8 protein-coding genes are annotated in these 12,810 nt (G+C 68.1%); all 8 read left to right on the forward strand.

Annotated elements, in window-relative coordinates; translation table 11 throughout:
- Positions 1 to 22: 22 nt before the first annotated feature.
- On the forward strand, positions 23 to 2,209 hold the full coding sequence (locus tag HHX41_RS26135) for a UvrD-helicase domain-containing protein (protein ID WP_182908106.1): 2,187 nt from the start codon (positions 23 to 25) through the stop codon (positions 2,207 to 2,209).
- Positions 2,206 to 3,099: a serine/threonine-protein kinase gene (locus HHX41_RS26140; RefSeq protein WP_220504424.1), complete on the forward strand. Its 894-nt coding sequence runs from the start codon at positions 2,206 to 2,208 to the stop codon at positions 3,097 to 3,099. Before HHX41_RS26135 ends, HHX41_RS26140 begins: the two co-directional genes overlap by 4 nt.
- A gap of 3 nt (positions 3,100 to 3,102) precedes the next feature.
- Entirely contained in the window at positions 3,103 to 5,082 is a 1,980-nt protein-coding gene (locus tag HHX41_RS26145; protein ID WP_182908107.1) for an N-6 DNA methylase, read from the forward strand.
- Positions 5,083 to 5,277: 195 nt separating this feature from the next.
- A complete protein-coding gene (locus HHX41_RS26150) occupies positions 5,278 to 7,056 on the forward strand; it encodes an ATP-binding protein (RefSeq protein WP_310742176.1) in 1,779 nt (592 codons plus the stop codon).
- Between the two features lie 11 nt (positions 7,057 to 7,067).
- Positions 7,068 to 8,222, forward strand: coding sequence for an exonuclease SbcCD subunit D (locus HHX41_RS26155; RefSeq protein WP_182908108.1), 1,155 nt, complete (start codon positions 7,068 to 7,070; stop codon positions 8,220 to 8,222).
- A complete protein-coding gene (locus HHX41_RS26160) occupies positions 8,222 to 10,660 on the forward strand; it encodes an AAA family ATPase (protein WP_182908109.1) in 2,439 nt (812 codons plus the stop codon). The genes HHX41_RS26155 and HHX41_RS26160 overlap by 1 nt, the downstream gene beginning before the upstream one ends.
- Positions 10,657 to 11,634 (forward strand): hypothetical protein, encoded by a 978-nt coding sequence (locus tag HHX41_RS26165; protein WP_182908110.1) that lies wholly within the window; start codon positions 10,657 to 10,659, stop codon positions 11,632 to 11,634. The genes HHX41_RS26160 and HHX41_RS26165 overlap by 4 nt, the downstream gene beginning before the upstream one ends.
- A 71-nt stretch (positions 11,635 to 11,705) precedes the next feature.
- Positions 11,706 to 12,638: an HNH endonuclease gene (locus HHX41_RS26170; RefSeq protein ID WP_182908111.1), complete on the forward strand. Its 933-nt coding sequence runs from the start codon at positions 11,706 to 11,708 to the stop codon at positions 12,636 to 12,638.
- Positions 12,639 to 12,810: the final 172 nt, after the last annotated feature.

Genomic DNA, 12,810 nt, shown 5'->3' on the forward strand with positions numbered 1-12,810 from the left:
GCGCACCGGTGAAGGAGGTCGCGTGAACACGGTGACGTTACGGCTCCTCGACAAGGCTGACAAGGAGATCCTCAAGCTGCCGCGGGCGGTCAAGGGAGCCATCTACGACTTCCAGCACAAGTTCCGCCAGGACCCGGAGAGCCCCGGTCTGCGGTTCAAGCAGCTCAAGGGGCATCCGCGGCTGTATTCGGCACGGGTGAACCTGGACTACCGGGCGCTACTGCTGCACGCGGGCGGCGGCGACTACATCCTGGTCGCGGTCAAACCGCGCCAGGAGGTCTACGACAACCTGGACAAGTTCGCCTACCAGGTCAATCCGGTGACGGGTGGCATCGAGTTCCTCGACCTGCTGACGATCGGGGGGAAGGTCGCCACCGAGCCCGCGCCGACCCCGGTGGCCATGCCTCCCGCCGAGGAGAATCCGCCGGAGCCGCTCTTCGCCAAGATCTCGGCCGAGACCCTGCTCGGCCTGGGTGTGGCGGAGCCGCTGCTTCCCCTGATCGCGAAGATCACCACTGAGGACGAACTGCTCGGCCTGACCACCTACGCGCCGCAGCTCACCGGTGAGGTGCTGCTCGCGCTGTACGACGGTAAGACGGTCGACGAGGTGATGGACCAGATCACCGCGCCGGTCGCGGTGGAGGAGACGGTCGACACCGACGACTACCAGGCGGCGCTCGCCCGTCCCGCCACGGTCGTGACCACCGAGGACACCGCCCTGCAGGAGGTGCTGGAGGACGGCGACTTCGGACGCTGGAAGGTCTTCCTGCACCCCACCCAGCAGAAGATCGTGGATCGCGTCTACAGCGGCCCCGCCCGCGTCACCGGCGGCCCCGGCACCGGCAAGACGATCGTGGCGCTGCACCGGGTCAAGCATCTGGTCGAGCGGCTCGGCCCGGGCGAGGGCAAGGACGTGCTGCTGACGACGTTCAACAAGAACCTCGCCGCCGACCTGCGGCGGCGGCTACTCGACCTCGCAGGGCAGGAGGTCGTCAAGCGGGTCGAGATTGTCAACATCGACAAGCTGGCCAGCGACCTCGTCGCCCCGACTCAGACCGGCACCGGGCGGCAGTGGATCGACGACACCAAAGCCGTCATCCAGTGGCAGGAGCTCCTCGACGAGCTGGGGGAGCAGAAGTGGGACCCCGAGTTCTTGCACGCCGAATGGTCGCAGGTGATCCTCGGGCAGGGCGTCGCGACCCGGGCCGAGTACTTCCGCGCCCGCCGGGCCGGGCGGGGTCGCGCGATCAGCCGACAGGACCGAGCGGAGATCTGGAAACTTGTCGAGCGCTACGTGATGCGCCTGGACGACAAGAAGCTCTGGACGTACCGACAGGTCGCCGAGCGGGCCGCGGGACTGGCGATCGAGCGGGCCAAGGCCATCGCGACCTACCAGGCCAACCAGGTCAGCTCGGCGAAGCTGCAGCACGAATCCGGCATCTGGTACAAGCACCCCTATCGGCACATCGTCGTGGACGAGGCGCAGGACCTCGGCGCGGCGCATTGGCGGATGCTGCGCGCGATGGTGCCCGAAGGGCCCGACGACCTTTTCATCGCCGGCGACACCCATCAGCGGATCTACGCCAACCAGGTCTCACTGGGCAGCCTGGGCATCAACATCCGGGGCCGGTCGTCGAAGCTGACCCTCAGCTACCGCACCACCCACGAGATACTCGGGACCGCCTGTCGCCTGCTCGGCGAGGAGGAGTGGGACGACCTCGACGACGGCACCGACGACCTCACCGGCTACCGATCCGTGCTGCGAGGCCCCGACCCGGTGCTCACGCCGTACGCCACCTGGGGGGCCGAGCTCGACGGAATTGTCGAGCAGGTCAGGGAGTGGGGAGAGGGCTCGATCGCGGTCTGTGTGCCCGAGCGGTGGATGGTGGCCGAGGTCGAGAACCGGCTCGGCAAGGCCGGCATCATGGCGGCATCCATCGGTCCCGACGGGCCGAAGCTCGTCGAGGCGCCCGTCCATGTGGGGACTATGCACCGATTCAAGGGGCTGGAGTATCAGCGCATGATCCTCGCCGGTGTCGCGGAGGGCCTGTTGCCCGCGCAACGGGTTCTCGCGTTCGAGAAGGACGATCCCCTGCGCTGCCGCCGGGAGTTGCAGCGTGCCCGGTCGCTGCTTTTCGTGGCCGCCACCCGGGCGCGGGACAGCGTCGTGATCAGCTGGCACGGCACCAAGAGCAGGTTCCTGCCGTGAGGACCATCGCCGACCGTTACCGGATCACCTCGCCCATCGGGCGGGGTGGCATGGGCGAGGTGTGGGAGGGCACCGACCTGCGGCTCAACCGGCCGGTCGCGATCAAGCTGATCAACTCCGCCGACCTCGCCTCCGAGAAGGAGGCACGGCGGCGCTTCAACCGTGAGGCCAGGATTACCGCACGGCTCCGCCACCCGGGCGTTCCGGTCGTCTACGACTTCGGCGACGACGGCGACCTGTATATGGTCATGGAGGCGCTGCGGGGCGAGTCTGTCGGCAAGCTCAAGGACGAGGTGGGCAGCCTGCCCGTATCGTGGGCGGCCTTCGTCTGCGCTCAGGTGTGCGCCGTACTGGCCGCAGCACACGAGGCCGGGCTGCTCCACCGCGACGTCAAGCCGGAGAACCTGTTGCTGTGCCGGGACGGGGCGGTGAAGGTCATTGACTTCGGCGTGGCTGCCTCGCTCGGCGCGAGCGAGTTCTCCCGGATCACCCAGAGCGGGCAGGTTCCGGGGACCGCTCGCTATATGGCACCCGAGCTCGTCGAAGGGGAGAACGCCAGCCGGGCAAGTGACCTCTACACCATCGGCTGCGTGCTGTACGAGCTGCTCACCGGCACGCGGCCGTTCGAGTCCCGTGACCTGCTACGGGAAATCGTCCGCAGCAAGGAGGAGGACCCACCGCCGATGGCGGGTGTGCCCGCGGAGTTGGAGGAGCTTACGCACCGGCTGCTCATCAAGGACCCGGCTCACCGTCCCTCTGACGCGACCGAGGTATACCGGAGCCTCCTGCCGTGGGTGTGCGACCTCCCTCCGCTTCCCGGCTGGGTCGCCCAGGACCTGTCGACCGATCCTGTTCACATGTACTCGACAGTGATCGCGAGTTTGGGCTAATCCATGCCTGACCCCGCCACGGTCGCAGTGGCCGACATCGCGCAGCTGGCAGGGGTCGGACGTGCCGCTGTCAGCAACTGGCGCCGCCGGTTCGACGACTTCCCGGCCCCCGTCGGCGGGACGTCCACCAGTCCGTTGTTCTCGCTGGAGGACGTGGAGGAGTGGCTTCGGCGCCGGGGCAAGCTTGCCGAGGTGCCGCTCTTCGAGCGGGTCTGGCAGCAACTGCGGGCGGGTGTCGAGCACAGCCGGCTCGCCGAGGCTGCCGGACACATCGGGGCGTTCCTGCTCTTCCTCGACAGGTCGAAGGAGCGATGGGAGCAGCTGGCTCGCCGGATGGAGGGGCGAATCTCCTCCGCGGAGTTCACCGCCACCGATCTCCCGGAGATGCCGGAGACGACGTTCGACCTCTCCCTGCTGCGCGACGTCGCCGAACTGGCGGAGCAGCGGGGCCCCGCAGAAGCCTTCGATCTCATCCACGCTCGCTATCTCGAGGCTTCCTCCAAAAGAGTCCCCACCCTGCCGGCAGAGGTTGCCGGCCTTATGGCGGACCTACTGGTACCGCAGGGTGGAACCGTCCTCGACCCCGCCTGCGGGAGGGGAAGTCTGCTGCTGTCCGCCGCGTCCGCAGGCGCCACCGGACTGTTCGGTCAGGAACGGAACGCGACTGCGGCGCGTATGACTGCCGTACGGCTCCTGCTACACGGCCACGAAGCAGTCGTGCGCGACGGCGATTCCCTGCGCGCGGATCGGTTCGGCTTCCTTGAGGCCGACGCGGCTGTCTGCAGCCCGCCTTTCGGTGAGCGTAGCTGGGGGTTCGAGGAGCTTGCCGGGGATATCCGCTGGCAGTACGGTCTACCACCGCGAGGAGAGCCCGAGCTGGCGTGGGTCCAGCACGCTCTGTTCCACGTCAAACCTGGTGGGCACATCGCCATCCTGATGCCGGCGGCCGCCGCGGGCCGCCGCTCCGGCCGTCGGATCCGGGCGCAACTGCTGCGCAGCGGAGCCCTGCGCGCCGTGGTGGCACTCCCCGCCGGTGCGGCTCCGCACACTCTCGGCTCCCCCCACCTGTGGGTGCTGCGCAGACCCGCCGCCGGAGACCCTGTCCCGTCGCGAATCCTGATGATGGACGTCACCGAGTTGCCCTGGGCGAGGCTTCGCCAGACGGTCACAGAACGGTGGCGGGGATTTCGCTCCTCCAGTGTCTCGGGAAGTCTCTCCGACAGGATGGTCGGCCCTCCCGACGAGGAGAACGGCGCCGTGCCCCTCATCCGCCTGCTGGACGAGGACGTGGATCTGACACCCGTCCGCCATGTCGCGGTTCCGTCGTCGGGAGGTGCTGCGCAGGAATTCATGACGTCGCTCGACGCCGTCGCCTCTGCTGTGGCTGCGCTCCAGCGGGTACTCGGGGATCTGCGCGCGATCACCGCCGGCGAAGACCGAGACCTGCCCAGGACCACGCTCGCCGAGCAGGCCAAAGCCGGGGCGATCGGCCTTCATGAGGCGCACAGGACGGCATCCGTCCCCGGGAGAATTCCGTTGCTGACCCTGGAGGACGTCATCGCGGGCAGAGCGCCGAGTGGGCGCACATCCGTCACCGCCGGTATGGTCATCGTCGAGCCTGGTGACGTGGTCTTCCCGGCTGGCGGGCGGAAGTTCGCAGCGAGGGTGGTGCGTGAGGGCGGGGCCGTACTGGGTAGCGGGCTCCTTCTCCTGCGAGTGGATCCCGACCGGGTAGACCCGGTCTGCTTGGCGGGGTTCCTGCGGATCGCGGGAGAGCAGGCGGCAGAGCGTGGCGAGCCCTCGCGGGCCGACATCCGGAGGGTTGAGATTCCCCGGCTCCCCCTTGAAGAGCAACGCAGGCTCGGGAATGCCTTCCAGAAGCTGGAACTGCTTGAGAACGAAGTAGCTCAAGTGGGCGAACAGGGCGCGCGGTTAGTGCGCCTTGGCTTGGGCGGCCTAAGCGGCGGCGCTTTGTCGAGCTAATGTCGCACTCTTGCTTGTTAGCTCGATTCACATGTACTACATTGGTGCCTCGCGGTTCGGTGAGTCACCGAACCTGTCGTGCCACTTATAGCCCGAAAGCTCGGGACCCCAGATGACGATAAGCAGCATGGAGGTGCTTCCCGTGTGGTTACTCTCCGCGTGGAGGCCACGTGAACGCCTTGGCAGGAGGGCGCAGTGGTAGAAGACGGAGCGCCTCTCCTCGCGTCGCCGGGCGAACTGGCGGTCTTTCCGGACGCGGTCGGGCGAGTCCTCGGTACTCAGGCGGCGTCACCGCTGTCGTTCTGGATCGGACTCGAACCTGGGCGGGTCGTTCAACTCGATGACGTCGTCGTCACCCGTCGGGAGGTGCCGGGGCATGGGCCCGTGCTGATGGCGGGGGTCGTGACGGCCGTCGAGGCCCGGCACGAGGGCGCCAGCTACGACTCCGATGTCTTTCTCATCGCCGACGGAGCGCTGCCGGCCGCCGTGGCCGAATGCGCGGAGGTTCGGGTGACGCGAGTGGAGCCCGAGGTCTTCGTGCCGCCGCTGCCGGGCTCCCTCGTCCATCGTGCCGAGGCCGGGGACCGGGACCGGGCGCTCTACTTCGACGTGATGGAGCGGCGGGTCCCTGTCGGTCTCGGACGTGACGGCCGCCCGCTCTACGTCAACTTCGACTTCCTTGATGGCACACGCGGCGCACACGTATCTATCTCGGGAGTGTCGGGGGTGGCGACGAAGACGTCGTTCGCCACGTTCCTCATCTACTCGATCTTCAATTCTGGGGTCCTGGAGGCGGAGGCGGCCAATACCAAGGCGCTGATCTTCTCCGTGAAGGGTGAGGACCTGCTGTTCCTCGATCGCCCCAATGCCCGGCTCGACACCTCCGCCGCCCAGGTCTACGGTCAGCTCGGCCTGCCGGCGCGGCCGTTCGACAGTGTTCACGTGTTCGCGCCGCCGCGTCCTGGCGACCCGAACGGGGTCCCGCACGTTTCCGCCCGCACAACGGATGTGAGTGCCTTCTACTGGACGCTCGCCGAGTTCTGCGCCGAGGAACTGCTGCGGTTCGTGTTCGCCGACGCCGACGACGAGCGCGCGCAGTACTCCCTGCTCGTCGGCCAAGTGGGGGCGCGGCTGCGCTCCTGGGCGGCGCCGGCGGGGGACGGGGGAGCGGTCACTGTCACCGCTCCGGACCAGGCCCCGGTGGTGTGCCGGACCTTCGGAGACCTGGTCGACTACCTCGACGACCAGCTCACCGGGGACGCCACACGTGCCGGCTGGGCGGGGGCTCAGGTGCCGCTGGGTACGGTCAACGCCTTCCTTCGGCGGCTCCGTAGCGGGGTCCGCACGCTGTCGCCGATCATCCGTGGTGACCTCCCCGCCGGCGCAAGGCATTCGATCAGCACGTCGGATGCCCAGATCTCGATCGTGGACCTGCACAACCTGTCCGAGCGCGCCCAGCGGTTCGTCGTCGGTGTCGTCCTGCGCGGGGAGTTCGCGCGCAAGGAGAACTCAGGCACCGCACGTCCGCTGCTGTTCGTCGTGCTCGATGAGTTGAACAAGTACGCGCCACGCGATGGCGACTCACCGATCAAGGAGATCATCCTGGACGTTGCCGAACGCGGCCGGTCCCTCGGTGTGATCCTCATCGGCGCTCAGCAAACGGCCTCGGAGGTCGAGCGGCGTGTCGTCGCCAACTGCGCCGTTCGGGTGGCCGGTCGGCTCGACGCCGCCGAGGCCACACGGCCGGAGTACGGCTGGATGCCGACCGTTCTCCGGGAGCGCGCGACAATCGCGCGTCCGGGCACGATGTTCGTGGCCCAGCCCGAGATCCCCGTGCCGCTCGCGGTCACCTTCCCGTTTCCCGCTTGGGCGACACGCCCTTCGGAGGCGGCTCCCGCCCCCGCCGCTCGCGGGGCGGTCTCCGATCCCTTCGCCGGTCTTCCCGGGGCCGACGACGACATCCCCCCGTTCTGAAGGAGCCCGGGATGAAAATCCTGCACACCGCCGACTGGCACGTCGGCAAGGTCCTGAAGGGCCGCTCCCGGATCGACGAGCACCGAAGCGTACTGCGGGAACTGGTGGCGATCGCCGACCGGGAGGACGTGGACGCCGTCATCGTGGCCGGTGACGTCTTCGATACCTCCGCACCCACCCCCGAGGCGCAGTCGCTGGTCATGCCCACGCTGCTGCAACTGCGGGAGGACGGGCGCCAGGTTGTGGTCCTCGCCGGCAACCACGACAACCCTCACCTGTTCGAGGTGTACCGCCCTGTGCTCGGCGAACTCGGGATCCACATCGTCGGGACGTTCCGCCGGCCGGATCAGGGGGGCACGCTTGAGCTCACAGCACGCACCGGCGAGTCGGTGCGGTTGGCCGTACTGCCGTTCCTGTCCCATCGCTACGTTGTCCGCGCCGCGGAGGTGCTGTCCGGCACCTCCGCCGAGCACAACCGCGACTACGCGGACCGCATCGCGCAGTTGATCGGGGCCCTGACCACAGGCTTCGCCGGCGACACCGTCAACCTCGTCACGACGCACGGCACTCTTCCCGGCGGCAGGTTCGGCGGAGGCGAACGGGAGGCGCAGTCCATTTTCTCGTACTATTTCGAGGCCACCGCCTTCCCCGCCTCCACTCAGTACGCCGCGCTGGGCCATCTGCATCGGCGGCAGCAAATGCCCGGAGCCTGCCCGATCTGGTACAGCGGTTCGCCCATGGCGGTCGACTTCGGGGAGGAGGGCAACACCCCTGGAGCGCTGCTGGTCACCGTGGAGCCCGGCCGCCCGGCACTCGTCGGCGAGGTAACCGTACGGTCCGCGCGAACACTGGCCACGGTACGCGGAACCCTCGAGAAACTGGAGGCCACAGCAGGCGACGTAGGTGACGCTTGGCTCCGCGTGGTCGTGGAGGAGCAACCACGGCCTGGACTCGCCGAGACGGTCAGGGAGATTCTCCCCAACGCCATCGACATCGATATCGATGAGCGGTTCCGCCCGGTGCACGCTCGGCGTCGCGATCCCGTGGACGCGAGGACTGCCCGGGGTCCCGGGCAGTTGTTCCGCGACTATCTGGCGGCCACCAACAGACATGACGACGAGGTCGCCGCGCTGTTCGACCGGCTTCACGACGAGGTGACGAGCTGATGCGCCCCCTGCGGCTCCACATGGACAACTTCGGCAGCTTCCGCGAGCCGGTCACCGTCGACTTCTCCGACGTGGACTACTTCGCCCTGGTCGGCCCCACCGGGGCGGGCAAGAGTACCGTCATCGACGCGATCTGCTTCGCGCTGTACGGCACGGTCCCCCGGTGGAACGACGAGAGGGCTATCGGCTCTGCGCTGGCCCCCTCGGCCCTTGTGGGAAAGGTTGCGCTGGTCTTCGAGACCGGCGGCCGTCGTCACGGGGTGGTTCGCGCGCTCCGGCGTGATGCCAAGGGCAAGGTGCACACCAAGGAGGCCAGGCTCGACGAGCTCGATTCCGGGGTCCTCGCCACCGCTGAGCTGGACGAACTGCTGGCAGCCGTCGTCCGGCCCGTTGCCGAGGGGGAGGAGGTCACCAACGCGGTCCAGCGCATCACTGGCCTGCAGTACAAGTTTTTCACCCAGTGCGTGGTGCTCCCGCAAGGAAAGTTCGCCGAGTTCCTCCACGCCCCCCGCCGGGCTCGGCAGGATCTTCTGATGCAGCTTCTGGACGCGCAGGTGTACGAGGACATCCGCGAGCGAGCGGTGCAGGAGGAGGCCGCTGCCAAGCAGGCCGCCGAGTTCGCCCGGCACCAGATGACCAAGTTTGCCGACGCGGACGAGGCGGCCGAGCGTGCGGCGGCCGATCGCGTTCGCCTGCTCGGCGACCTCGCCGCCCAGGTCAGGACCGACCTGGGCGCCCTACGCGCGCGCGACCAGGAGGTGCGTCGGCTCCACGACGAACGGGTGGTGTTGGAGCAGCGGCTCGCCGCTTTGACCGCGCTGATGATGCCCGCCTACGTGCCTACCCTCGCCGACGCGATTCGCGAAGCGACTGGAAAGATCGAGGACCTCACGGCCCAGGAGACCGAGGCGGAGGACGAGGAGCGGCGGGCAGAGGAGGCCCTGGCCGTACAGGACGATCTCGCCCAGCTGACCGCGGAACTGGCGGCGCTCGACACGTACGAACAGACTCTCGCGGAGCTGGAGACCGCCGAGGCCACGGTAGCGGGGGCCGAGGCCGGGCTGGAGCCGCTCGCGGCGATCAGGGACCGGGCCGAGGCGGCCCTGACCGAGGCGGAACACGAGCGTGACCGACTGCGGGACATCCACGCCGGCGCCGAGCTGGCACGCCGGCTGCTTGTAGGCGAACCGTGCCCCACCTGCTTGCGCCCCGTCGTCGAACTGCCCCGGCATACAGCGTCGGCCGATCTGGCCGATGCCGAGCGCACGGTCAGTGAGTGCGGCAGGGAGGCGGAGCAGGCGCGCAGACGGCACCAGCAGGCGGAGATCCGGGCCGCGCATCTGGCCGAAAGGGCCTCTGAACTGCGTGAGGTGGTCTCCGGGCTGGAGCGTCCCGTCGTGGACCGATCCGATATCCAGAACCGGCTGGCCACGGTGCGCACGGCGGAGCTCCGTCTCGACCAGGCGCGGAAGGAGGCGCGGGACATCCGCATTCGTCTCAGTCAGGCGAGACGGCGATTCGACGAACTGCGGGGCAAGGGCGAGCAGGGCGAGCGAGATCTGGAGGCTGCCAGGGACACCGTGGTGGCTCTGGGCGCCCCGCGGCTGGATCGTGGCGACCTGCACAAGGCCTGGACCACCCTGCTGGCGTGGCGGGACGAGGCGGTGACGCAAGAACGAGCGGCATCGGACGCGCACGAACGTCTAATCACCGATGCCGAACGCCTGTGTGACCAGGAACGCGTTGCGCTCATCACCCGTCTGTCCGACCGTGATGTGGCGGTCGCCACCGACGCGGCCCCCGATCTCATCGGCGAGGCCGTAGCCACCGCCATAGCGCAGGCGAACGGCCTGCTGGAGCGGATCAGAGACAACCGCCGACACGCCCGGGAGCTGGACGAGCAGGCCAGGACGAAGGAGAAAGAGGCGCACGTCGCGCACGAGCTGGCCTTGCTCCTGCGGGCCAACATGTTCGAGGCGTGGCTGTGCTCCGAGGCACTCGAACTGCTCGTGGCCGCCGCCTCCAACACGCTGCGGGAGCTATCCGGCGGCCAGTACGAGCTGGCGCTGGGGGACAAGGGCGATATCGAGGTGGTCGACTACGCCGAGGCGGGGATGCGGCGCGGTGTCCGTACATTGTCCGGAGGAGAGACCTTCCAGGCGGCGCTCGCCCTGGCGCTGGCCTTGTCGAGCCAGGTGGCGGGGCTGGCCGCGGCCGCCGCCCGTAGTCTGGACTCCATCTTCCTGGACGAGGGATTCGGCACGCTCGACCCCGCCACACTGGACACGGTGGCGACGACACTCGAACGCCTGGCTTCCGACCAGGAGCGGATGGTCGGGGTGGTTACCCACGTGCCCGCGCTCGCCGACCGGGTGCCGGTGCGTTTCGAGATCACGCGGGATGCGAAGGGATCGCACCTGAGTAAGGCGGAGCGATGAGCGTCGCGATCGGTCAGGCGGGCTTCACTGTCGATGCCTGGGATCCCGGGTACGCGGCCGCCCTGGCTGCCGAGGCGCTTGCCGAACTGGACACGACGAGTGCAGAGCTGCATCTGGATGTCGAGACGCCGGCGGTCGGCTGGCGGCCGATCACGCCCGGCGCGAGCGCAGGGCGTCCCGACGTCCTGTTGATCGCCGACGGCGTCCGCCGGATAGACGCGCGGGTCTGGATTCATGATCTGGATGGAGGGATGCCCTCACCCGGCATCGCGGCGTCATACGCCGCCGGTATCGTCCGGTGTGCGTTCGGCGACGGCGCGTCGGCGACCCTGGCCGCCGTGGAGGTGAGCAGGTCTCTGTTCAGCGCCTCGCCGTACGCCGCGGACGTCAAGACCGCCGCGGCCACCTACCGGGCCCGGGCCGCCGCGGACGCCTCGATGGAGGAATTGTCTCTCGCCCTCCAGCGACAGGTCACGCGACTGGAGGTTGAACTGGCGGTCCGCCACCGCGCCGAAGTGGGGCACACCGACCTGCTCCTTGTCGATGGGCCGCTGCGCGGGCGCACGCATCTGCCGCGGACCGTCGGATACGTCAAGACGCACCACACTGCCTACCTGCCCGCGCCCCAGGCGGCCGTCGTCTCCGCCCTGCGACCCGGACAACGCACGCCGATCTTCCTGATGGGCACGACGTGGCGCCGTCACACCTGGTATCTGCGTCTGCCCGTTCGGTCCGCCATGCCCTGGGCGGGGATCGTCCGCTGTGAGGCCGGCGCCGACCTGGGCGTGGAGACGGTCACCGAACTCGCCGACGCGGTCACGCTCGCTCTGCCGTCCCTCGCTGGAGTGGACTACAAGGATCCCCGCGCCCCGCAGAACCTCATCCCGATCGGTGGGCTGGAAAAGCTTCTACGGCACCGGTTGGGCGACGCCCGTCTGCTGTATCGCTCCCTCCGTACTGCTGCCAGTCGCTGAGCCAGTCTTTGTACGCCCAGGTACACGGGTGAGCTCTAGTCAACCTGATCATCAGGCTGCACAATTTTCTCGTGAAGGCATATGTCGGGGTTACTGACGGCGAGTGGTATCGGTTCCTTGCCGAGCGTCCAATCCTGACGGAGGCAAATTTCTGGCGTCCTTCCGGGGGCACGCGATTCCGTGCGCTAACGCCGGGGGAGCCCTTCTTCTTCAAGACCCACCACCCGCACAACCGAGTGGTCGGCGGTGGCTTCTTCAGCAGCTTCGAGCTGTTGCGGCTCTCGGAAGCGTGGGAGATTTTCGGAGAGGCCAACGGAGCCACTGGTCTGGCCCAGATGAGGCAGCGGATCAGCCGCTACCGGCGCCGACCGATCGCCCCCGACGAGGACCCGGTCATCGGCTGCGTGTTGATCCGTGACACCCGCTTCTTCGAACAGCCCGCTGCCGAACCCCCGGACTTCGCCTCCAACATCGTCCAGGGCAAGGGTTACGATCTGGCCATTCACCCACGCGCCGAATACTTCCATGATCTGGTCGGTCGCCTGCTCGGGGACGGACGGATGAACATCGACCTGTCGCAGCCGTGGCGTCGTGAAGGTCCTGTCTACGGCGACCCGCGCCTGATCCCGCAACGTCTTGGCCAGCAGGCCTTTCAAGCGGTTGTCCTCAATGCCTACCACAGGCGCTGTGCTGTCACTGGGGACAAGATCCGCCCTGTGCTACAAGCGGCCCACATCCGCCCGATCTCTGCTGGCGGCGAGCACCGCCTGGATAATGGGCTGCTTCTTCGTTCTGATGTGCACACTCTGTTCGACCGGGGCTACCTGTCCGTCGATCCAAAATACAAGTTGCGGGTCAGCCCTCGGCTGCGCGAGGAGTTCGGTAATGGCGAGGAGTTCTACCAGCGCGCGGGAACTGTGATCGCGGTTCCCGACCATCGACGCGACCGTCCCGATCCAACAGCCCTTGACTGGCACCTCAGCGAGGTCTTCCTCGCCTCTTGACTGCGTTGGTTCTCAGTGCTTGACATCTGGACTGAGCTTCCCCCCGTTCTCCGGACACCTCGCCTGAGGTCACCCTTGATCATCAGGAAGGATGTCCCTCATGCCCGCACCACACCCTCCAGAGTTCCGGCGCCGCGCGGTCGAGCTGGCGCGCCAGGGTGACAAATCCCTC

Origin of the sequence: Microbispora sp. H13382 (assembly GCF_014161445.1) — a bacterium.
GTDB lineage: Bacteria > Actinomycetota > Actinomycetes > Streptosporangiales > Streptosporangiaceae > Microbispora.